Source organism: Paenibacillus sp. JNU01 (genome assembly GCF_059130585.1).
Genome location: NZ_CP169723.1, coordinates 1,924,964 through 1,946,870, shown reverse-complemented (window position 1 = coordinate 1,946,870; position 21,907 = coordinate 1,924,964). Strand labels below are relative to the sequence as shown.

General features: G+C 47.0%; 20 protein-coding genes and 1 other RNA gene. 18 read left to right on the top strand and 3 right to left on the bottom strand.

Going from position 1 to position 21,907, the window contains the following annotated elements:
- Positions 1-8 precede the first annotated feature (8 nt).
- From NLBNIHML_RS08425 to rnpB, 9 genes are all read left to right on the top strand, one after another.
- Positions 9-140, top strand: coding sequence for a hypothetical protein (locus tag NLBNIHML_RS08425; protein WP_472476933.1), 132 nt, complete (start codon positions 9-11; stop codon positions 138-140).
- Positions 141-275: 135 nt separating this feature from the next.
- Positions 276-1,163, top strand: coding sequence for a glycine--tRNA ligase subunit alpha (glyQ, locus tag NLBNIHML_RS08420; protein ID WP_017687252.1), 888 nt, complete (start codon positions 276-278; stop codon positions 1,161-1,163).
- Positions 1,156-3,231 (top strand): glycine--tRNA ligase subunit beta, encoded by a 2,076-nt coding sequence (glyS, locus tag NLBNIHML_RS08415; protein WP_342570686.1) that lies wholly within the window; start codon positions 1,156-1,158, stop codon positions 3,229-3,231. The genes glyQ and glyS overlap by 8 nt, the downstream gene beginning before the upstream one ends.
- A 229-nt stretch (positions 3,232-3,460) precedes the next feature.
- A complete protein-coding gene (locus NLBNIHML_RS08410; RefSeq protein ID WP_445252748.1) occupies positions 3,461-3,928 on the top strand; it encodes a YaiI/YqxD family protein in 468 nt (155 codons plus the stop codon).
- A gap of 47 nt (positions 3,929-3,975) precedes the next feature.
- Positions 3,976-5,796, top strand: coding sequence for a DNA primase (gene dnaG / locus NLBNIHML_RS08405; protein WP_494354152.1), 1,821 nt, complete (start codon positions 3,976-3,978; stop codon positions 5,794-5,796).
- A gap of 43 nt (positions 5,797-5,839) precedes the next feature.
- The gene (gene rpoD / locus NLBNIHML_RS08400; protein ID WP_062835490.1) at positions 5,840-6,979 is read left to right on the top strand and encodes an RNA polymerase sigma factor RpoD; all 1,140 of its coding nucleotides are present in this window, start codon (positions 5,840-5,842) and stop codon (positions 6,977-6,979) included.
- A gap of 184 nt (positions 6,980-7,163) precedes the next feature.
- Entirely contained in the window at positions 7,164-7,922 is a 759-nt protein-coding gene (locus NLBNIHML_RS08395) for a tRNA (adenine(22)-N(1))-methyltransferase (RefSeq protein ID WP_494354151.1), read from the top strand.
- Positions 7,898-9,013, top strand: coding sequence for a Nif3-like dinuclear metal center hexameric protein (locus NLBNIHML_RS08390; RefSeq protein ID WP_339236001.1), 1,116 nt, complete (start codon positions 7,898-7,900; stop codon positions 9,011-9,013). Before NLBNIHML_RS08395 ends, NLBNIHML_RS08390 begins: the two co-directional genes overlap by 25 nt.
- A gap of 82 nt (positions 9,014-9,095) precedes the next feature.
- Positions 9,096-9,505, top strand: an RNA gene (rnpB, locus tag NLBNIHML_RS08385) — RNase P RNA component class A.
- A 282-nt stretch (positions 9,506-9,787) separates the two neighbouring features.
- Here rnpB and NLBNIHML_RS08380 read toward each other — a convergent pair.
- A complete protein-coding gene (locus NLBNIHML_RS08380) occupies positions 9,788-11,017 on the bottom strand; it encodes an aminotransferase-like domain-containing protein (protein ID WP_339235999.1) in 1,230 nt (409 codons plus the stop codon).
- Between the two features lie 108 nt (positions 11,018-11,125).
- On the opposite strand from NLBNIHML_RS08380, the gene pdxR reads away from it, so the two are divergent.
- Positions 11,126-12,646 (top strand): MocR-like pyridoxine biosynthesis transcription factor PdxR, encoded by a 1,521-nt coding sequence (gene pdxR, locus NLBNIHML_RS08375; protein WP_494354150.1) that lies wholly within the window; start codon positions 11,126-11,128, stop codon positions 12,644-12,646.
- 86 nt (positions 12,647-12,732) lie between these two features.
- Positions 12,733-12,990 (top strand): hypothetical protein, encoded by a 258-nt coding sequence (locus tag NLBNIHML_RS08370; protein WP_339235994.1) that lies wholly within the window; start codon positions 12,733-12,735, stop codon positions 12,988-12,990.
- 98 nt (positions 12,991-13,088) lie between these two features.
- Here NLBNIHML_RS08370 and NLBNIHML_RS08365 read toward each other — a convergent pair whose 3' ends face one another.
- Positions 13,089-14,963 carry a S8 family peptidase gene (locus NLBNIHML_RS08365; RefSeq protein ID WP_494354149.1) on the bottom strand — a complete coding sequence of 625 codons (1,875 nt, stop codon included), beginning with the start codon at positions 14,961-14,963 and terminating at the stop codon, positions 13,089-13,091.
- A gap of 284 nt (positions 14,964-15,247) precedes the next feature.
- Here NLBNIHML_RS08365 and NLBNIHML_RS08360 point away from each other — a divergent pair, with 284 nt between their 5' ends.
- The 6 genes from NLBNIHML_RS08360 (at position 15,248) to thiI (ending at position 20,101) form a co-directional block, all read left to right on the top strand.
- Complete coding sequence (locus NLBNIHML_RS08360; protein ID WP_091014020.1) at positions 15,248-15,754, top strand: YpuI family protein; 507 nt, start codon at positions 15,248-15,250, stop codon at positions 15,752-15,754.
- A 167-nt stretch (positions 15,755-15,921) separates the two neighbouring features.
- The gene (locus NLBNIHML_RS08355; RefSeq protein WP_076211597.1) at positions 15,922-16,140 is read left to right on the top strand and encodes a DUF1540 domain-containing protein; all 219 of its coding nucleotides are present in this window, start codon (positions 15,922-15,924) and stop codon (positions 16,138-16,140) included.
- A gap of 35 nt (positions 16,141-16,175) precedes the next feature.
- Positions 16,176-16,589, top strand: coding sequence for a hypothetical protein (locus tag NLBNIHML_RS08350; RefSeq protein ID WP_253439370.1), 414 nt, complete (start codon positions 16,176-16,178; stop codon positions 16,587-16,589).
- A 192-nt stretch (positions 16,590-16,781) separates the two neighbouring features.
- Entirely contained in the window at positions 16,782-17,534 is a 753-nt protein-coding gene (locus tag NLBNIHML_RS08345) for a lytic transglycosylase domain-containing protein (RefSeq protein WP_339256458.1), read from the top strand.
- A 170-nt stretch (positions 17,535-17,704) separates the two neighbouring features.
- Positions 17,705-18,853: a cysteine desulfurase family protein gene (locus NLBNIHML_RS08340; protein ID WP_494354148.1), complete on the top strand. Its 1,149-nt coding sequence runs from the start codon at positions 17,705-17,707 to the stop codon at positions 18,851-18,853.
- A 6-nt stretch (positions 18,854-18,859) separates the two neighbouring features.
- Positions 18,860-20,101: a tRNA uracil 4-sulfurtransferase ThiI gene (gene thiI / locus NLBNIHML_RS08335; RefSeq protein WP_494354685.1), complete on the top strand. Its 1,242-nt coding sequence runs from the start codon at positions 18,860-18,862 to the stop codon at positions 20,099-20,101.
- Positions 20,102-20,222: 121 nt separating this feature from the next.
- Here the strand turns inward: thiI and NLBNIHML_RS08330 are convergent, their stop codons facing one another.
- A complete protein-coding gene (locus tag NLBNIHML_RS08330) occupies positions 20,223-20,933 on the bottom strand; it encodes a TerC family protein (protein WP_339235981.1) in 711 nt (236 codons plus the stop codon).
- A gap of 87 nt (positions 20,934-21,020) precedes the next feature.
- Between NLBNIHML_RS08330 and NLBNIHML_RS08325 the strand changes: the two genes are divergently transcribed.
- Positions 21,021-21,680, top strand: a complete 660-nt coding sequence (locus NLBNIHML_RS08325; RefSeq protein ID WP_339256454.1) for a TerC family protein — start codon at positions 21,021-21,023, stop codon at positions 21,678-21,680.
- Positions 21,681-21,907 lie beyond the last annotated feature (227 nt).

Here is a 21,907-nt window from a genome sequence, read left to right as displayed (position 1 = left end):
GTCGTTGTATGACACTTGCAATCATGAATGAGCGAGCCGGGGATGGTGGAAGCCTGGCTGAATCGGTCTTTGAAACGGCACTCGGGAGCATGAATGGACACGGAAAAGTGGGCTGGAACGAACAGGATCATCTTGTTTGATCCAAGCCAAGTAGGGTGGAACCGCGGGAATAGCTCTCGTCCCTACGTCTGTACAACAGGCGTAGGACGGGGGCTATTTATTGTTGTCTGCACCGTTCTAAGCTTGCCAACAAACCATCGAAAAGGAGCATGATTATGAATTTTCAGCAGATGATTCTAACGCTGCAACAATTCTGGGCCGAGCATAACTGTATTATTGTCCAGCCATACGATACGGAAAAAGGGGCAGGTACGATGAACCCGATGACCTTTTTGCGTTCGCTTGGACCCGAACCTTGGAAAGTGGCCTATGTGGAGCCTTCCCGTCGTCCTTCGGACGGACGTTATGGCGAGAACCCTAACCGGCTGTACCAGCATCACCAGTTCCAGGTAATCATCAAGCCTTCTCCAGACAATATTCAGGAAATTTACTTGGAAAGTCTGAAACGCCTGGGTATTGATCCGCTCAAACATGATATTCGGTTTGTCGAAGATAACTGGGAGAATCCTTCCCTTGGTTGTGCAGGTCTTGGTTGGGAAGTATGGTTGGACGGAATGGAAATTACGCAATTTACGTATTTCCAACAGGTTGGTGGAATTGAGACAAATCCGGTAGCTGTTGAAATTACGTATGGTATGGAGCGTTTGGCTTCTTACATTCAGGATAAAGAAAATGTGTTTGATCTGGAGTGGGTGGAAGGTATCACTTATGGTGATGTATTCCGTCAGCCAGAATTCGAACACTCTAAATATACGTTTGAAGTATCTGATGTCAAAATGCTGTTTACACTCTTCAACATGCATGAAGAAGAAGCAAACAAGGCTATGGCACAGCATCTGGTGTTCCCGGCATATGACTATGTGTTGAAATGTTCTCACACATTCAATCTGTTGGATGCACGTGGAGCCATCAGTGTAACGGAACGTACGGGTTACATCACACGTGTCCGTAATTTGGCTCGCCAAGTCGCTGCAACATATATGGAAGAGCGTGAGAAGCTAGGCTTCCCGCTGATCAAGAAAGGGGGAGCCGAGCATGTCTAAGGATCTGTTGTTTGAAATCGGACTGGAAGAAGTGCCTGCACGTTTCATGCGCGCAGCGATTGCGCAGCTGCAAGAGCGTGTCGTGAAATGGCTTGATGCATCCCGCATTGCTTATGGTGAAGTGAATGCGTATGCTACACCTCGCCGACTGGCTGTTTTGATCCAGAATGTGGCTGATAAGCAGGAAGATATAGAGGAAGAAGTAAAAGGTCCTTCACGCAAAATTGCCCTGGACGACAGTGGCAATTGGAGCAAGGCTGCACTCGGTTTCGCGCGCAGTCAAGGTGTTGAACCGGACCAGTTCACATTCAAGGAACTGAACGGTGTCGAATATATCTATGCAATGAAGTCCAGTAAAGGTGTGGAGACGGCTTCTGTGATTGGCGAAGGATTGCTTTCTGTATTGCATGCCATGACGTTCCCGAAATTCATGCGTTGGGCTTCCTATGATTTCAAATTTGTACGTCCAATCCGCTGGATTGTGGCTATGCTGGGCAGTGATGTCATCGATCTGGAAGTGACAGGTGTGAAGTCGGGTAATGTAACTCGCGGACATCGTTTCCTCGGTAAGGAGGCCGTGATCTCCACTCCGTCTTCATACGTTGAAGTGCTGCGTTCAGAGCATGTCATTGCAGATATTCAGGAACGTGAACAGATGATTGTATCCCAGATTCAAGCACTGGCTAGTGAGAAGAAATGGGATATTGCGATTAAGGAAGATTTGTTAGAGGAAGTCCTGTTCCTGGTGGAAACACCTACCGTATTGTTCGGGACATTCGATTCTTCATTCTTGAATATTCCACAAGAAGTATTGATTACTTCCATGCGTGAGCATCAGCGTTATTTCCCTGTACTGGACAATGAAGGACAATTGTTGCCATTCTTCGTGACAGTACGTAACGGTGGAAGTGATTCACTGGATGTTATTGCAAAAGGGAATGAGAAAGTACTGCGTGCACGTCTGTCTGATGCCAAGTTCTTCTATGAGGAAGACCAGAAGTTACAGATAAAGGATGCATTGTCGAAGCTGGAAAGTATCGTCTTCCAGGAAGAGCTGGGAACGGTTGGAGATAAAGTGCGCCGTATTCGCAAAATTGCTGATGGAATTGCTGCTAAACTGCAAGTATCCGCTGATGTTGCCGAGTCGGTCAGCCGCTCAGCAGATATCTGCAAATTCGATCTGGTGACACTGATGGTGGGTGAATTCCCGGAACTGCAAGGTGTGATGGGTGAGGATTACGCTCGTAAATCCGGCGAAAAAGAAGAAGTGGCCAAAGCGGTATTTGAACACTATCAGCCACGTTTCGCTGGAGATCAATCCCCTGCGTCTCTTGTCGGTGCCATTGTGAGTGCTGCGGACAAAATGGATACAATCGTGGGTTGTTTCTCCATTAACATCATTCCAACGGGATCTCAAGATCCGTATGCACTGCGCCGTCAGGCTGCAGGTATTGTACAGATTTTGCTGGATCACAAGCTTCCGCTGACATTGTCAGACGTATTCGGAGTAGCACTCCAAGTACATGCACAGATGAACCTGTTGAAACGTGCAGATGAAGAGGTGCGTAAAGACTTGCAAGACTTCTTTGGTCTTCGTGTGAAAAAATTGTTGTCTGAAACCGTTCGTTACGACGTAGTGGATGCCGTAATCTCTTCTGGATTCGATGATATTAGTGCTGTAGTTCCAAAAGGTGAAGCGTTGATGGCTGCTGTTCTGACAGGAGACGCCTTCAAAACAACGGTTGAATCGTTCAACCGTGTGGGTAACCTGGCTGCCAAAGCATCCACTGCTTCTGTACATCCAGAACTGTTCACAGAAGATGGAGAGCGTCAGCTACACGAGTCATGGAGTAGAACGAATGCAGAATATCGTCAGGCATTGACTCAGCATGATGCTGCTGAAGCACTGGCTATTGCATCAGCTTGGAAAGATGGGATTACCTCATTCTTCGATTCGGTCATGGTTATGGCTGAAGATGAGGCTGTCCGTGCGAATCGACTTGCCTTGCTTGCGGCTATTGATCGCGACTTGAAAGGATTTGCTGATTTTTCCAAGTTGGTTTGGTAATTGGGCGTATTTCATGAGTCCTTTTCCACAGACTTGGAGCAAAGCTAAAATTCAGTATTAAAGAAGGATATATGAGGGTATAAATATACGGAACGGGTTGTGAAATGTATTTTTGACAACCGCTCCGTATTTTAGCCTTTGATTTCCCTTGTTGTGGCAGAAGGATTTTGCCTGGCCGGGGTCGTATATTACAATATGCAGCTATTTTATGAAACCGGGTGGTCTGAGTTTGAGTGAGTTGAATGTACGTCATATTGTTGTGGATGGTGATGCTTGCCCGGTCAAAACCGAGATTGCGCAAACCGCTCGCCTTTTCAACATCCCTGTACTGTTAGTCTCTTCATTTGATCATTTGCTTCAAGGGGGAGAAGGGGTGCGTACCGTGCAAGTGGATCGCAGTGATCAGAGCGCAGATCTCTATATTGCTAATCATATTAAGCCATATGATGTGGTTATCACTCAGGACTATGGACTTGCGGCACTTGCGCTCGGCAAACGTTGTTATGTTTTATCCTTTCGTGGTCGTGAGTTTAACGACCGTGACATTGATTTCATGTTGGATTCTCGTCATACTGCGGCCAAAGCACGAAAAAGAGGCCACTACGGGAAAGGCCCAAAGCCTTTCACAGAGCAGGATCGTGAAATTTTTCAACATAAACTGACAAAACTTTTAAAAGATTTGCAGGAGAATGTGTAAGTTTATCGAATTATATTTACGTGTTGAAGAGATGAAGGTGGCCAGAGATGAGTACCGGACAAGGCGGTATACCCGAAAGTATTATTGAATCGGTGTTGCAGCAGAATGATATTGTCGATACGGTGAGCCGATTTGTGCATCTGACCAAGCAGGGGAAGTATATGAAAGGCCTCTGTCCTTTTCATTCCGAGAAGACGCCTTCGTTCACCGTGACACCTGAGAAACAAATTTTCTACTGCTACGGTTGCGGCACGGGTGGAAATGCCATCAAATTCAGGATGGAAATCGAAGGGTTATCCTTTCCCGAGGCTGTCAAAACGATGGCGGAAGAAAGTCACATCTCTATGGGGGACTGGCAAGGGCGTGAATCTGCTCATGTGAATCCGGAGACTGAACGTCTGTTGGAGGCTTATGAGCTTACCGCGAAGCTGTATCATTTTTTGTTGAAAAATACAGAGCACGGCAAGTCAGCCATGGAATATTTACGCTCCAGAGGTTTTGGCGACAAGTTGATTGACCAGTTCCAGATTGGTTTCGCACCAAATCGTTGGGACACACTGGTACAATTTCTTGAAAAACGTAATTATCCGCTCGAAGAAATGGAAAAGGGTGGACTTCTATCTCCGCGAAATGAAGGTCAGGGATATGTGGACCGATTCCGAGACCGGATCATGTTCCCGATTAATGGCAGGAGCGGTAAGCCAATTGCATTTGCAGGACGCATATTGGGAGATGGGCAACCGAAATATCTAAATTCACCGGAAACCCGGTTATTTAACAAAAGCCGTGTTCTCTATAATCTGCATCAGGCCAAAAATGCAATTCGCAAACAAAGACAAGCCATTTTGTTCGAGGGATATGGTGATGTCATCTCCGCATGGGATCAGGACATCCAGAATGGTGTAGCGGCAATGGGTACTGCGCTAACCGAGAATCAGGCACTGATGCTCAAAGGCATGTGCGACGAAGTCATCATATGTTATGACGGCGACAAAGCAGGACAGGCTGCTGCACTGAAAAACTTCCCCATTCTTGAGGAAGCCGGATTGCAGGTCAAAGTGGCTCTCATACCCGAGGGACTTGACCCGGATGACTTTATCCGGAAGCATGGTGGTGAACGGTTCCGAAACCAGATTGTGGACGGTGCCGTGACAACTACAAAATTTAAACTTATAAACTTAAAAAAAAGCCATATACTGCTAGAGGGTGGCGGACAAATCGCCTATTCGAAAGAAGCAGTAAAATTGATTGCCCCCTTGCCTTCTCCAACAGAGAGGGAAGTGTATCTTCGTGAACTGGCTGCAGAAGTGGACGTATCGTTCGAAACATTGAAGCAGGAGTGTAATGAAGAACGGGAGGCGATGAAAAATAACCTACAGTATGGGGATAATAACCCGAAAAGGTGGAATAATGGTAGGCAACAAAATAGGCAGGTGCCTACACCTAATCTGTTGCCGGCTTATCACGCTGCTGAACGCAAACTGATTGCCTGGATGTTACAGGATGATGAGGCTGCCCAGTACGTGAATGAGCATCTTGGTGAAGCTTTTAACTTGGATGATCATGCAGCTATTGCTGCTTATCTATATGCCTACTATGCGCAAGGCAAACCGTCGGATACAAGTCGTTTTATGTCTTCACTGCATGACGATCGTTTGGAAAAAACGGTCAGTTCAATCTCGATGATGGATGGTCCAGGTGAATGGAGTATTCAAATGCTCGATGATTGCATCAGGGAAGTGCTGAAGTATCCACGTAAGAAAGAGTACGATTTGAAAAAAGAAGAAATGATTGATGCAGAGCGGGCAGGTGATTCTGTACGCGCGGCACAGATCGCAATTGAAATGATTGCCCTAGAGAGACAGTGAACGTCTGATGATTAGATGTTTCTAGGGAGGAGGGAGTCGAGTTATGGCGAATGATCAGCATACTGAACTAGAAACAGAATTGACACTGGATCAGGTTAAAGATCAATTGATTGAATCAGGTAAGAAAAGAGCTTCGCTGAATTACAAGGAAATTATAGAGAAACTCTCTCCTTTTGAGCAGGATGCAGAGCAAATGGATGAGTTCTACGAGCAACTGAGCGATCTGGGTATTGATGTAGTGAATGAAAACGATGAAGAGGTTACACTTCGTCCTAGTGAAGATTCCGAAAACAACACCAGAGAGGGAGAGGACGAATTCCACTTTGATGATGATCTGAGCTTGCCGCCAGGAATCAAAATCAATGACCCTGTCCGTATGTATCTCAAGGAAATTGGTCGTGTGCCATTGTTGTCGGCAGATGATGAAGTACAACTGGCTAAGCGGATTGAGAACGGGGATGAAGAAGCCAAGCGTCGTCTGGCTGAAGCGAACCTTCGACTCGTAGTCAGTATCGCCAAGCGTTACGTTGGACGTGGAATGTTATTCCTTGATTTGATCCAGGAAGGTAATATGGGCCTGATCAAAGCGGTTGAGAAGTTCGACCACAAAAAAGGATATAAGTTCAGTACGTATGCCACATGGTGGATCCGTCAAGCCATTACTCGTGCTATTGCTGACCAGGCGCGTACCATTCGTATCCCTGTGCATATGGTGGAGACGATTAATAAGCTGATCCGGGTATCCCGTCAGCTGTTGCAGGAACTTGGGCGTGAACCGACACCGGAAGAAATCGCTGCTGAGATGGATCTGAGTGTGGAGAAAGTTCGTGAAATTACGAAGATTGCACAGGAACCGGTTTCTCTGGAAACACCGATCGGTGAGGAAGATGATTCCCATCTGGGTGACTTCATTGAGGATCAGGAAGCACTTGCTCCGGCGGATGCTGCTGCGTATGAGTTGCTGAAAGAACAGCTCGAAGATGTGTTGGATACACTGACTGAACGTGAAGAGAATGTGCTTCGTCTACGTTTTGGTCTGGACGATGGACGGACGAGAACGCTGGAGGAAGTCGGCAAGGTGTTTGGTGTTACGCGTGAGCGTATTCGTCAGATCGAAGCCAAGGCTCTTCGTAAATTGCGTCACCCGAGTCGTAGTAAACGACTCAAAGATTTCCTCGAATAATTGAACTACGGGAGACTTTCCGCAAGACGCATTAGCGGCGGCGGGGTCTCCTTTATTTTTAATTTGAACGTCTTGATTTCTTGGTTTTGGAAATTCATCCTTGAAATGTTTGATTGGATTTTATTTTATCGCTTTTCCTTGTTCAATGCAAATCAATAAATTAAATGAATGGTGTAGGTGCTTCATGAAACTTTCGAATCGATTACAGCGAATACATGATCAAATTCCCGATGGTAGCCGCATGGCTGATATCGGTTCAGACCACGCGCTGCTGCCAGTAGCCGCAATCCGTAGTGGGAAAGCCGGGAGTGCAGTAGCCGGGGAAGTTAATCCTGGCCCTTATGATGCTGCATGCAAACAAGTCAGTGATGCTGGCCTGAAAGAAAAAATAACGGTACGCCGTGGAGACGGATTGGATGTGATCTCTGCGGGAGAAGTGGATGTCATCACCATTGCAGGTATGGGTGGTGCTCTCATTGCCTCCATTTTGGACCGAGGTTTATCCAAACTGGATGGAGTGCAGTTACTTATTTTGCAACCGAATGTGGGAGAGGATATTCTCAGACGCTGGTTGCTGGAGCATCACTGGGTGGTTGTAGCAGAACAGTTGCTCGAAGAAGATGGCAAGATCTACGAGATTATAACGGCGATGCCACAATCCGTAAGCCCGATTGCAAATGAAGAAGTGTATCGTGCACGTCCGCTTCAAGGCGGGGCAGAATTGACGGAAGATTTGCTGCTGCGGATGGGACCCTATTTGGTGGATCGTCCAACGGATGTATTTTTTGCGAAATGGGAAAGTGAGATCATCAAATTGCAAGGGGTTGTAAACTCCATCTCCAAATCCGATCAGGATTCTTCTCGGGACAAGGCGGCTGAGGTAGAGCGTCTTATCGCAAACTTGAAGGAGGTTTTGGCATGTTTGCCAAAGGTCAAACTGTAATTCAACTGATGGAGCAGCTCGCTCCCAAACATCTGGCTGTACCGGATGACCGGATTGGTCTACAGCTCGGCAGTTTGCAAAAAGAAATCAGCCATGTGTTAGTTGCATTGGATGTAACGAATGAAGTAGTGGATGAAGCGATTCGCATCGGTGCCAACCTGATTATCGCGCATCACGCCATCATTTTCAGACCAGTTAAGTCACTGAGTACAGATACACCTATGGGTAAATTGTATGAAAAGCTGATTAAGCATGATATTGCTGTTTATATCAGTCATACGAACCTGGATGTGGCCGAGGGTGGTATGAATGACTGGATGGCCGAGGCACTTGGCATCGACAGTAAAGAATCGTTGGAAGATGTACACACAGATCATCTGTACAAGCTGGCTGTATTTGTCCCACGTACGCATCATGAACAGGTGCTTCAAGCGGTTCTTGAAGCCGGAGCGGGGAGTATCGGCCAATACAACAAGTGCAGCTTCAACACGGAAGGTACAGGAACGTTTGTACCTGGTGAAGGGACTGAGCCGTTTATCGGAACCCAAGGGCAGATGGAACGTGTGGAAGAAATGCGGATTGAGACCATCGTACCCCAAAGTCTGAGAAGTAAGGTCGTTCAGGCGATGCTTAAGGCTCATCCGTATGAGGAAGTGGCCTACGATCTCTATGCAATGGATTTAAAGGGCCGTACGCTTGGTCTGGGGCGCTTGGGACCCCTTAGGGAGCCTAAGACATTAGGTGAGCTTGTGGAGGTCGTGAAGACCCAATTCAATGTGCCTCATGTACGTGTTGTCGGAGATCTGAACAAGCAGATCAAAAAAGCAGCGGTTCTTGGCGGTTCGGGCAGCCGTTACGCGCTCACTGCCCGCTTCAAAGGTGCGGATGTTATTGTGACCGGAGATATTGATTATCACACGGCTCATGATGCGTTAATGGCAGGCATGTGTATCATCGACCCAGGTCATAATTCCGAGAAGATTATGAAACCAAAAACGGCTGATTGGCTTCGTTCCCGTTTGGAAGAGAAACGATATGATACGCAAGTTACAGCTTCAGAGGTCAATACGGAGGTATTCCAGTTTATCTAAAAAGACAGTTGCTGTGTGATTCCCGGTAATATTAAGCTTGTCTGGGAACCCAAATGCCTGTATACTATGTAATGTTGTTCGGAAAGCTTGACAGACAATCGCTGGTGGCCTTTGTTGCCACGAGAGGAAAGTCCGGGCTCCACAGGGCAGGATGCTGGATAACGTCCAGTCAGCGCGAGTTGAAGGATAGTGCCACAGAAATGGACCGCCGATGGCCGGATTTTCCGGCACAGGCAAGGATGGAACCGAGGTGTAAGAGACCCCGAGGAACGCTGGTGACTTCGTTCCTGGTAAACCCCATCTGGAGCAAGACCTAATGGGACACAGTCGCCTCTTCGGAGGAGGCAGCCTTAGCCCGAGGTGTGTCTAGGTTGGTCGCTTGAGCTGTGCAGCAATGTATGGCCTAGATAGATGATTGTCGCTTCTGGTGGGAGGGTAGTTCCCGTATGAACCACGAAGAGCACAGAACCCGGCTTACGGTAAGCTTTCCTAACTGCAACAACAGTATTACAGTGTAGTCCACCTATCAGTCGAGGACAATCCGTGTGATTCACCGATGGCCTGACTGATCAGAAGGACCTATGCATATCTGGATAAACATAATTCCTGTTGATGACAGGTTCTATACTATAAAAAAAGGCGGCAGTTCCGATATTCTCGGGCCTGCCGCCTTTTTTTTGTTGCTCATATCAAGTTTTGGACGTGCCTGGTGTTTTCAGACACGTCCTAATCAATGTCATACGTAAAATATAGGGCAACGTTTATGACAGTTCATTACAGTGTAACAACACTGTCCGATGTTAACGAAGCGTGCCAGCGTTGGATGGCGCGATCCATTCTTTCCACGGCTTCAGGAAGAAGCTCAGGGTCTGTATGAGTAAAGTTGATTCGCATGCGGTTTAACTCTGGTGTACCTGCATAGAAGGAATCACCCGGAACAATGCACACTTTCTCCTGGATACCGTAAGTGAATAGATTGCTTGCCAGCATGCCTTCTGGTAGTTGCAGCCACAAGAACATGCCACCTTGTGGTGAATTCCATGAGATGCCTTCCCATGACTTGGCTGCCATGAGAGTGGTCAGTGTTTTCATCCGTTGTTCATAATCCTTTGAAATATGACGAATATGCGCATCCAGATCGAAAGATTCAAGCAGCGCATGAAGCGCTCTTTGGTCAATGCTGCTGGAATGCAAGTCGGCGCCTTGTTTGGCGCGTGCTGCCATTTTAACAATATCGGGAGCAGCCAGTATCCAGCCCGTACGAAGGCCTGGTGCTACCGTTTTGGAGAATGTACTTGTGTAGATAACATTGGAAGGGCCATCATAGGATACGGCATCCAGTTCTGCGAGAGCAGGGACATCCAATTGCTCTGGATTGAACCGGATTTCACCATAGGGGTCATCTTCCAAAATAAGTACGCCGTACTTGCGGCACAGATCCACAGCCTGCTTTCTTCTTTCTCGAGACCATACTTTTCCCGTAGGATTGGAGAACGTGGGGTTAATATAGACCAGTTTTGGACGATGCAACTGGAGCTGTTCCTCCAGAGACTCAGGCAACATGCCGTGATCATCACAGGCTACGCCGTGAGATTCAGCTTGATAGGAATGGATGACTTGCAGAGCAGCGAGGTAGGTCGGTGATTCAACTAATACGCGGTCACCCGGGTCAAGAAGGATGCGGCAGACCAAGTCAATAGATTGCTGTGAACCCGTAGTGAGAAGCATATGATCAGGTGAAGCGGGAATGCCCTTGGATTCGAGACGTTCGGCGATTTTGGCGCGAAGAGGACGGTAGCCCTCAGTCTCTGCATATTGAAGAGCGGCTGCTCCGCTCATAAATACTTTTTCATACGCAACACGAATGGCTTCCAGCGGAAAAGAAGTCTGGGCTGGTAATCCACCGGCTAGCGAGATCATTCCAGGTGCCTGAGCGGCCTGGAGCATGTCGCGAACGACAGAGGACGGGGTATTTTGTGCCATTTTGGACCATGGGATACTCATGTTATTCTCATCTCCTGTTATTCACTGTTATACTGATATTATAAACTATAATAGACGGACTGCACTATAACAGTAAAATGAAGATCATAACAGTTGGGGGGCGCAACCATGCATATTGAATTAAAGCGGGGAAGCAGTACCAAATTGTACGTGCAGATTGCACTAACAATTGCCGATCGTATCAGATCAGGACTCATTGAACCCGGAACCCGACTTCCTTCTGTTCGCAAAATGACCACGGATTTGGGTGTTAGCCTGGTCACTGTATCCAAAGCGTATGCTGAACTCGAAGCGATTCAACTGATCACCTGCTCTCAGGGGAAAGGTTGTTATGTAAGAGGTACTCTAAACGCGGATTCGATGGAGGATGTGGATCGAGCCAAGCGTAATCATGCTAACAGTGAATCCGGTACGTCATGGAATTGGCAGATGGCACTTGTGGATTATTTACCCCGAGCGCAGCTCTGGAGACATTTCGATACGTCCCCTCAAGTACGGTATGAACTACATATGTCAGCGATTCAGCCAGAACTGCTGCCTACACGCGAGATTATTGACAGTGCCTACCGGCTCTCCTCTGACCATGCAGAGCGTATGGCGGCGTATGGATCTTTTCAGGGAGATCGGGAGCTCAGACAGATCTTCGCCGAACATTTTGCCGAACGTGGACTACAGGTAGTACCTGAACGCATGCTAATCACAAGTGGTGCTCAGCAGGGGATTGATCTTGTGGCCCGGACTTTTATCGGACCTGGGGATGTTGTATATATGGAGGCGCCAAGCTATACCGGAGCCATTGATGTATTTACGAGTAGAGGTGCGAAGATCATTACGGTCCCGATGGATGACGAAGGCATGCGTATCGATCTGTTGACCCGATTATGTGATACCTATCCGCCCAAACTCATCTATACGATTCCGACTTATCATAATCCAACAGGTATTACGATGAGTGCGAGAAGGCGGGCACAGCTTCTGAATCTCGCGCAAAGCTACCACTGCCTCATCCTGGAGGATGATCCATTTGCAGATCTTTATTTTCGGGACCCTCCGCCAGCTTCCATTAAATCGATGGATGGGTCAGGCCATGTCGTATATATCAAAAGCTTCAGCAAGGTGCTCTCTCCCGGTTGCCGCATAGCCTGTGCTATCGCTGATGGAAGTGTACTGACCCGGCTTGTGGCTGCGAAGTCAACGGCGGATCTGGGTAGTCCGTTGCTTACACAAAAGGCATTGCAATCTTTCATTCAGAATCAGTACGGTGCCTATGTATCCCGATTGAGGGATGAATTGTATTCTCGTTTGCGTGCCGCATCTGAAGTGCTGGAAGAGCATGCTCCTATGGGAATGCAATGGCGTTTGCCAGAGGGAGGACTCAATCTGTGGCTCCAACTTCCGAGCAACCTGGATATGCGTGAGCTGCATCATCAGTCCTTGGCTGCAGGGGTCTCTTTCCTGCCGGGTTCCGCCTGTTATGTAGGGGAGATGGATACACCAAGTCTGCGCATCTGCTTCACGGTTACGAGTGTGGAGCTTTTGTGTGAAGGTCTTCGTGTACTGTGCGGAGTCATTGCTAGTGTGACACCTGGGCAGGGTGGGGCAGTGGCGGACAGGCTACCGCTCATATAATTTTTCGGAGTATGGACATACATCCAATCCACTTTCGACCTGCTGCAATAGGTTATAGTATCACCAGAAAGGGAGTTGGTTTTGAAATGAACCATTACTGTCCACCGCTTTGCCCGATTGTCTGTGACCCGATCCAGGTTGTGGAGGATTACTACATCCCACAAATCGTGCCTGTAATCCACCCGATCGAAGTAATCAAAAAACATCACTGTGTTCCGATTCATCACCACATGTATCCTGTTGTTGTCAAAGAAGAAGATCCTTGTTATGTATCCAGTCACAATGCGAAGAAAAAATCCGTGAAAAAATCAAGTAAAGCCCGCACATCTTCACGCAAGCGCTAATTGCAGCGGGTGCCCCGGGGAATTGAATATAAATCAAAGAGCAGCGTACGCCCCGGGGCGCAGCTGCTTTTGTTTTTTACTGATTAGTGTTATTACGGTTACTGGGTATACTTCTTCATTGTATTATCCATTTGTTGTCTGACATGTTGCGGCCAGAACTGCAAAGGAGCGCTGTTGCCTGATGCGGCTTGCAATGCCTTATAGACATCGATTTGCCCATATCCAAAATACTTATCGTGACCCGGATCACCGAGGTCAATAACACTTTGACGCATCAAATCCATCACTTCTGTGTTGGTCAAATCCGGGTTTAACGAACGAATCAAACCTGCAAGTGCGGCTACATGGGGGCTAGCCATGGACGTTCCGGACAAGGCCGCATACTGATTGTTTGGATAGGTACTGGCGATACTCGAACCCGGAGCCATCACATCCACATAATCCCCATAGTTGGAGTAGGAAGCTTTGCTCATATCCGGGTCGGTAGCTGATACGGCAAATACTTCCGGATAAGCAGCAGGGTATCCTGGACGTTCTGTATTATCATTTCCCGTGGCTGCAATCAGGACGATATCCCGATCAAAAGCATATTTAACGGCATCATGAAGGAATTGCGCATCAGCATAATTGCCCAGACTCATGTTGATCACTTTGGCTCCATGATCCGCTGCCCAGATGATACCTTCGGCAACGGCATACGTGGTACCTGAACCCGAGTTGTCGAGTACTTTAACCGGTAGTACCTTGTTATACCAGCTCATGCCTGCCACGCCTTCATTATTGTTGACAATAGCACCGATAATGCCTGCGACATGTGTGCCATGTCCCACATCATCCATCGGTTTGCTTCCTGGCTCGACCACATTATAACCTTCGAGGAGTTTGCCCTTTAGGTCAGGGTGATTCATATCAACCCCCGTGTCAACGACTGCAACGATGACATCTTTGCTTCCCCTGGTAATATTCCAACCTCTGTTTGTCTCAATCGCAGGCAGGTTCCACTGATAATCGGAGAACAAAATGTCATTGGGTATCGTAACATCGGTTTGTTCAGTTACGGTATCATTGGTTAAATACATGTAGTGGGGTTCCATATAAAGTGGATTCCATTTGCTTTCGAAATAGCTATGCAATTGCTTGTAACTCATGTCTTCTGACCGAAAAACATACGTGTATCCCAGCTTGCGCGCAGATTGCATTCTTAGATCAGATTTAATGATACGCATATCCCGTTCACTGGGATCCTGGCGAAATCGGATAACGATTTCATTTTCGTAAAAATGACTGGCATTGGCGTTATCATGTCCGGTTTTCACTGTGATTTCGTTAAGTGTATCCGGGTGAACAGACTCAATCTTGAATTTACCCTCACGCGGATAAGGGATCATACGCAGATTTTTGCGTTGATGTTGTTCAACTGCATTTAATACATTCTGGCTGAACAAGGCAACTACAGCTCGTTTGCCATCTTTGGAGGGTTGCCCCATAACAAAATATTTTTCTTTTCCCAAAGGAAAAGAAGAGGATTCGAAACTTTGACGTTTGTTTACCGCTTTTTTGGCAAGGTTCAGTGCATGTTGAAGCTTCTGTTGTTCCAGCTTGCTTCCTAGTGTGGAAGCCTTATCTAACGGTTTGTCAAAAGAGCCATTGATATTCATGAGATGAATGGATCTGATATGTTCATGTGAGCCTTGGAGATCATTCACATATCGATTCACCTGCGCGGCATTCATTGTGGCGGTTTTCTCCAACATGATACTGAGATGTTGCTTAGCATCCATGCGGGTCAGAAGATCGGTTGCTTTGACATCCTGCACTTTCAGACGCTGTTTACTCGTGTGCTCTTCATGAGCAGAATCGGACAGGGCACTAGGTTTGGGCTCGGTACGATTTGATGTTGGAAGCAAAAGTGTCAGGGCGAGTGCTCCCGCACCAGCTGCAAGGGCCCAGTTAATCCATTTCGGTCTGGCCATGGCGGATGGATCCTCCTTCGTTCATTTTTGGACAGTCATTAACAGTGCTTCATCGTTGTCACTGGTTATATCTATCGTTAGAAAAAGTGGAACGTTTTATGCAAACAAGTTCGAGTCTGACTGCGTATAATAGGCATGTTCAATGGCAGAAACGGAAAGCATGATTAAGGGATACCGCTCGTCAACTTTTTATGGTAGGATTATAGCTGAGAATTCAAAGGTCAGGGGAAAACCACCGTTGGCCGACCTATATGTAAGGACTTATTTAAGGGGGAGCTACCTTTATGTCAGCAGCCAATGTACAGAAAACATGTGAGTCAACTAGGGAAAAGTTAAAACCGGCTATCGATCGGATTGAAAAATTTTTGAATGAGAATGCTTTGCCTGAACTGGATCAGAATCAGACGGAAGAATCAACAGTCTTCTACAAAGGATTTCTTTCAGATCTCCGTCATTTACTCGTTTTTTCTGAAGTTTCTTACGAAAAACTTGGCGTTGTGCTGCGTCGTGCCAACTTTGATGTCGATTTTGCCGAAAAGGCTCTTTATAATACGTATCACCAATGCGTAAACAGCTTTTTCTATCCCAAAAATGAATGTTACTCGGAAGACGGAAGATACGCTTACACAGGACAAGATGCCATTCGTTTTCGTGACAAGCCAATTCGTGCAGTGCGGGATGTCATTCTTGAGGTTTCCAAAACGTACGAAGAATTGCGCGATGATCTGGCATACTACGAAAGTGATTACCTGACTCAGCGCCGTATGCAAAATCAACGAAATCACGCTTAACTAACGTTTGAATTTTAATATGATATTGGACGAAACCGCCCTTGTGGCGGTTTTTTTGTGTTTTCAGTCAGAAATTAACGGGGAGGGATCATGTCATCATCTGGCATTTTAGCGGAGAATATCGGGTTTGTGGCGGGGAGACAATAGTAGTCGAGGTGATAAAAAAAATGAGCCAAGACAAACCAATTGTCAAATGCAGCGTCTCCAACTGCAACTTTTGGGGAGAGAACAACTTCTGCCAGGCTGATGCTATCATGATTGACATTGACCAACACGCCACCCGTCGTCTGCATGAGGAGTTTGCCGGTGAGACATTCGACTCGGATCATCATGATCATGCGCGTACATCCTCTGCAACCTGCTGTCACACGTTCAAACCCAAGTGAGCAGTCATCCCTATTCATAATGGAGGTGCTTCCAAATGAAAAATGACGATAACAACATTCGTTCTATTGATCGCCCTGAAAACAAAGGTGAGGTTGAAAAACAGCGTATGCGTGTGGATTATCCAAGGAAAGTACATCGGGAAGAGTACGGGGCTGAGGTGGCTCCTCCAACTGTTGTAAGAACTGGAGGCACCGAACGTTCAGAACCTGTAGTTGAGAAGCATGAGGCGGACCGTGTCATGGAGTCAACAGGCAAAGTCGCAGGTTATATGGGGCTGGCCTTCGGTATTGCGTCCTTGTTCATGTGGTCAATCGTACTTGGACCAGCGGCAGCTGTTCTGGGTTACTATGCTTATGTAAATGGTAGGAAAACGGCGGGAGCTTGGTCCATTGGACTGGGTATTGTAGCTACGCTGAGTTATTTTTTCATGATCCCATTTGCGCGCTAGGTGTAAAATATGCTTCACCAAGCCTTCTGTTTGCACCCATGTGTGGTGACTTACAGGAGGTTTTTTTTTTTCGTATATACGCAGGTTAGACCGTGGGATTTAACTATTTTTTTGAAAACAATGGAACCTTGCTGTAAAACGATGTAGAATAAGGTCATATTACGCTTAATACTACGGGAGTGGGTATAAGTCATGCAGATAGATCCAAGCGGATCGCGGCAGTTGTTGGAACTGCAATTGTCCAATGTGAATAACCAAACCAGTGGGTCACAACCAGATGCTGGTTCAACAGTGGATTTCGCCAATGTGATGGACGAGCTGTTAGGCACGGGTGCCAATTCGACGAGCAATACGGATTCCACCGCTACGGTCTCCAAAAGATCCAGTGATGGTTTGTTGTGGCTGCAACTCGGAAGCACGTACAATCCGGATATAAATACGGCAGGATCGTCCTCTGTCTCCAATAACATCGTTGAGTCTTTATTATCTTCATCCAATACAGGAATCGTGGATTCCGGTGCATCCGTACCTACGGATTTTGAATCATTGATTGCGGAAGCAAGTGCGAAATATGGTGTGCCTGAATCATTGATTAAGGCCGTCATTGACACAGAGTCCAATTTTAACCCAAATGTTGTTTCCTCCGCCGGTGCCAAAGGGCTCATGCAATTAATGGATGGGACAGCTGCAGGGCTGGGTGTAAATAATTCATTTGATCCTGCCCAGAACATTGATGCCGGGACGAAATATCTTTCTCTTCAGCTCCAGCGTTTCGGTGGAGAAGTGAAGATGGCGCTTGCTGCATATAATGCAGGACCGGGTCGTGTTTCACGTCTGGGCGTGTCGAGTGATAGCGAACTGATGAGTGTACTTAACCGTCTGCCTTCAGAAACACAGAATTATATCTCCAAGGTGGAAAAGGCACAGTCTAAATATGTGATTTAAACTCACAGTAACATTTGCGATAACACATGATAGGCAGGATGAGATCAAATGTGGGGACAGCAGCGCTTGAAACGCCTGTTCCCGGTTGGTCTTTTTGTGTTGTATGGGTATCGTGTTACAATGCTCACTGTAGGTTCATGAACGAAGAGATAAGGGAGGTCTAACCTCATTTGAAATATTTTGATTATGCTGCTACCACGCCTCCCCATCCGGATGTAGTTCGTACGATGGCCGAGATTATGGAGACACAATTCGGTAATCCGTCCTCTATTCATGGATATGGAGAGCGTGCTCATCAATTGTTGCGTCGTGCACGCTCCGGCTGTGCTGCGGCGATAGGCGTTAAGCCTGAGGAGATTGTATTTACTTCCGGTGCGACCGAGAGCAATAATCTTGCGATAAAAGGTGCTGCATTACGTTATCAGTCACGAGGAAGACATATTGTCACAACGGCTACCGAGCATGCCTCGGTCTATGAAAGTTTTATGCAATTGCAACAGTGGGGATGGGATGTAACGCTAATTCCTGTCAATTCCGCTGGTGTTGTGAATGCTCAGCAGGTTATAGATGCAATCAGACATGATACAGTGCTAGTAAGTCTGATGCATGTAAACAATGAAACAGGAGCTATCCATCCGATTGCAGAGATTGGCAAAGAGCTCAAAAAGAAAGCACCCCGAGTGCTTTTTCATGTGGATGGTGTTCAGGGGTTTGGAAAAATGGAGGCTTCACCTGCCGCTTGGGGCGCAGATCTGTACAGTTTGTCTGCTCACAAGATCCGTGGACCGAAGGGAGCAGGTCTCTTGTATGTGCGAAGTGGAGTGGAACTTACGCCACTCATGTCAGGGGGATCACAGGAGCAGGGTCTAAGAGCTGGCACGGAGAACGTGGCCTTGTTAGTAGGCATGGCAAAGGCCATGCGGATGGCAGCGGAAGGCCAGGTTGATTTTGCCCGTCGTACTCAGGTACTCCGTGATCGATTGATGGTAACGATACGTCACATTCCTGAATTTGAATTGAACAGTCGCACAGAGGGTGCACCTCATATTGTGCACTTCTCCTATCCCGGGATGAAGGCAGAAGTGGCGCTGCACATCTTGGAGCAACTTGGCATAACCATATCCACCCAATCTGCCTGTTCTTCGCGTTCGGCTGAACCAAGTAGAGCTCTACTTGCGATGGGCAGAGATGCAGCTTGTGCTGCTGGCGGATTGCGTATTAGTCTTGGAGATGAACATACAGAAGAAGATGTAGCCTCGCTTGAACGGGCTTTACATCAGATGGTGGCGCAGTTGCGACCCCTTGAAAGGCGGATGTGAATGGATATGAAATATGATATGCTGCTTCTCCGTTTCGGAGAGTTTATGTTAAAAGGAAAAAATCGTGCGCGATTCGAGAAAACGATCATTACACAGGTGAAAGCTTTACTTAAACCTTATCCAGGAGCAAGTCTTCGCAAAGAATATGGCCGTGTCTATGTGGATCTTGGCGGTGAATCACATACTGAACTGATTAAGGTGTTAAAGCGGGTATTCGGTGTGATGTCGATTAGTCCGGTTAAAGTTACTCCATCCGAGCTTGATGAGATTGTGAAAACCGCAGTTGCTTTTATGGACGAAAGGGAAGACGAATTTAAGGAAGGCACCACATTCAAGGTAAATGTAAGGCGGGTATGGAAGGAGTTCCCGAACTCTTCACATGAAATGAATCATCTGGTTGGTTCCCCGATCCTTCGGAAGTTCCAGCAATTGAGTGTTGATGTTCGTCAGCCTGATATTGAACTGCGAGTGGAAATTCGGGATCAAGGCACTTATATTTTCAATGAAACCATTCCTGCAGTGGGTGGGTTTCCGCTGGGGACGAATGGCAAAGCAATGGTACTGCTATCAGGTGGGATAGATAGCCCTGTTGCTGCCTGGTCTTCCATGCGTCGTGGACTCGAAGTGGAATGTGTACATTTTTACAGTTATCCGTTCACAAGCCAGCGGGCCAAAGAAAAAGTCATTGATTTGGCGCGTGCCCTTGCTGATCATGCAGGAACAATCAAGCTGCATCTGGTTCCATTTACGGAGATCCAAACGGCATTCACCCAACTGGGTCAGGACAATCTGATTATTACCCTAATGAGACGTTCAATGCTGCGAATTGCATCCAAACTTGCCGAGCGGGAGCACGCACTAGCACTGATCACCGGGGATAGCCTGGGCCAAGTAGCGAGTCAGACTCTTCCGAGTATGAATGTCATTGGCCGTGCGACGGATCTACCACTGTTGCGACCACTGGTTATGATGGATAAACAGGAGATCATAACCCTGTCCAAACAAATCGGAACGTATGACATATCGATTTTGCCATATGAGGATTGCTGTACTCTCTTTGTGCCAAAGTCACCTTCAACCAATCCCAATCTTCGGATTGTGGATAAAATTGAATCAACCATGAGCCATCTGCCAGAATGGGTTGATCAAGCGGTGGAATTAACAGAAACCATCACGCTGCACGCCGGTGAAACTTCTGTGGTAACGAATCAGTCAGGCGATCAAGGCATGAAGGATGACTGGTTCTAAACTCAATAAAAATGAGCATGGCTGACATAATAAGGGCTATGTTAACTGCAAAAAAGGACTGTCCGATAAAATATCGTTCAGTCCTTTGCTGTGTTCAGGAGCAATTATAAAATTAAATAGCCTACGAATAGGAGCGTTGCTGTTCCCCGCCAGATCCCTTGTGACTCGAACTGCTGGAGCGTTTGCGATAACCTGCAAAGACTACGCCTGCGATAACCACAACGATGAAGAGAATTCGCAATGCCGGATGTTCAGTAAAGTAAGGCGAGAGTCGCTGCTCCTCGGTAATCATATTGGATGCCGTATACCCGAGAACGATGGCTCCGACATAGATGATCCAGGGAAAGTGATTAATGAGCTTGATAAACAGAGTGCTGCCCCAGACGATAATAGGTACACTGATCAGGAGTCCGAGAATGACAAGCACAAGATGCTGCTGCGCAGCTCCGGCAACGGCAATCACGTTATCGAGTCCCATGGCTGCATCTGCGATCACGATGGTACGAACAGCAGTCCATAAGGAAGTCCCCGCCTGAATATCATTGTGTTCATCTCCCTGATCCGCCAATAATTTATAGGCAATCCAGATCAGCAGTATGCCTCCCACCAGCAAGAGCCAAGGCACTTTAAGCAACCATAAAACAACAACGGTTGCCAAGATTCGAATCAGAAGTGCGCCGCCCGTTCCATATAGAATCGCCTTTTTCTGCACGGAAGGGTGCAAATTTCTAGCTGCAAGACCAATGACGATGGCATTATCTCCAGCCAGAATGAGATCAATAAAGACAACGTTCAGCAAAGCCAGCCAGAAAGCGGGGCTAAATAGCTCCATGTATTATGTCACTCCTTATATACGGTTCAATCATTAAGAATAGCATGGACAACTCTGACATACAAGTTAATGTGGGGGGATGAGGACATGGATACACTCTGGCTGTTGACTGAGATTTTAATGATCAATCTGGTATTGAGTGGAGATAATGCGGTTGTTATTGCGCTTGCTAGCAAGGATCTGCCACCGATACAACGCAAAAAAGCGGTATGGTGGGGAGCTTTTGGGGCGGTGCTGCTACGCTGTGTGTTAACCTTCGTCGCAGTGTTATTACTCGGGATTCCCTTTATCCAAGCGGCAGGTGGACTGTTGCTACTCTGGATTGCAGTGAAGCTACTGCTTCAAAATGAGGATGAAGTACATATTCGGGAAGCTTCTACGACGTGGAAAGCCATTCAAACCATTCTGATTGCCGATTTTGTAATGAGCCTGGATAACGTTTTGGCTATAGCCGCTTTGGCAGATGGAGATTTGGCTTTGATCGTCATCGGGATTGCAATAAGTATCCCCATTGTCGTATGGGGCAGTGGGCTAATTGTTGGTTTGCTCAAGCGATTTCCGATTCTGGTATTCGCCGGATCAGGCATTCTGGCTTTCACAGCTGGTGAGATGGTGATGAAAGACCCCAAGTTAGGAGAATGGCTGGGAGGAATGGCATCAGAGGTACACACGCTGCTGCCCGCAGCAATGGCTTGTCTTGTAATAGCGGTTGGAGGAGCCCATAAATTTGTGAGGAAGAACGCATAGTTTGACTATGGATAAAAGCTTGAACACAGGACCGTCCGAACCCTCAGGTTTAGGCGGTTTTGTGTTGAGCGAATACTCTTGCCATTAGAAGTTCCATTGGGCTAGTCATAAGTTGCACATTTTAGGGTAATACAGGTAAAGGGCACTTGCAAAGTGCGACATAAAGTATAGTTTTTTGCCGAAACATCAGATACACTAGAAGCAGGATAACAGGTTAGGAAATCAAC

Bases quoted from the DNA above. Each gene is read 5' to 3' on its own strand.
- NLBNIHML_RS08390 (WP_339236001.1), top strand. From the start codon at position 7,898: ATGTTTGCCAAAGGTCAAACTGTAATTCAACTGATGGAGCAGCTCGCT.
- dnaG (WP_494354152.1), top strand. From the start codon at position 3,976: ATGAGTACCGGACAAGGCGGTATACCCGAAAGTATTATTGAATCGGTG.
- NLBNIHML_RS08395 (WP_494354151.1), top strand. From the start codon at position 7,164: ATGAAACTTTCGAATCGATTACAGCGAATACATGATCAAATTCCCGAT.
- NLBNIHML_RS08355 (WP_076211597.1), top strand. From the start codon at position 15,922: ATGAGCCAAGACAAACCAATTGTCAAATGCAGCGTCTCCAACTGCAAC.
- NLBNIHML_RS08345 (WP_339256458.1), top strand. From the start codon at position 16,782: ATGCAGATAGATCCAAGCGGATCGCGGCAGTTGTTGGAACTGCAATTG.
- NLBNIHML_RS08370 (WP_339235994.1), top strand. From the start codon at position 12,733: ATGAACCATTACTGTCCACCGCTTTGCCCGATTGTCTGTGACCCGATC.
- thiI (WP_494354685.1), top strand. From the start codon at position 18,860: ATGAAATATGATATGCTGCTTCTCCGTTTCGGAGAGTTTATGTTAAAA.
- NLBNIHML_RS08330 (WP_339235981.1), bottom strand. From the start codon at position 20,933: ATGGAGCTATTTAGCCCCGCTTTCTGGCTGGCTTTGCTGAACGTTGTC.
- NLBNIHML_RS08325 (WP_339256454.1), top strand. From the start codon at position 21,021: ATGGATACACTCTGGCTGTTGACTGAGATTTTAATGATCAATCTGGTA.
- rpoD (WP_062835490.1), top strand. From the start codon at position 5,840: ATGGCGAATGATCAGCATACTGAACTAGAAACAGAATTGACACTGGAT.
- NLBNIHML_RS08360 (WP_091014020.1), top strand. From the start codon at position 15,248: ATGTCAGCAGCCAATGTACAGAAAACATGTGAGTCAACTAGGGAAAAG.
- NLBNIHML_RS08380 (WP_339235999.1), bottom strand. From the start codon at position 11,017: ATGAGTATCCCATGGTCCAAAATGGCACAAAATACCCCGTCCTCTGTC.
- NLBNIHML_RS08350 (WP_253439370.1), top strand. From the start codon at position 16,176: ATGAAAAATGACGATAACAACATTCGTTCTATTGATCGCCCTGAAAAC.
- glyQ (WP_017687252.1), top strand. From the start codon at position 276: ATGAATTTTCAGCAGATGATTCTAACGCTGCAACAATTCTGGGCCGAG.
- NLBNIHML_RS08425 (WP_472476933.1), top strand. From the start codon at position 9: ATGACACTTGCAATCATGAATGAGCGAGCCGGGGATGGTGGAAGCCTG.
- glyS (WP_342570686.1), top strand. From the start codon at position 1,156: ATGTCTAAGGATCTGTTGTTTGAAATCGGACTGGAAGAAGTGCCTGCA.
- NLBNIHML_RS08365 (WP_494354149.1), bottom strand. From the start codon at position 14,963: ATGGCCAGACCGAAATGGATTAACTGGGCCCTTGCAGCTGGTGCGGGA.
- pdxR (WP_494354150.1), top strand. From the start codon at position 11,126: ATGCATATTGAATTAAAGCGGGGAAGCAGTACCAAATTGTACGTGCAG.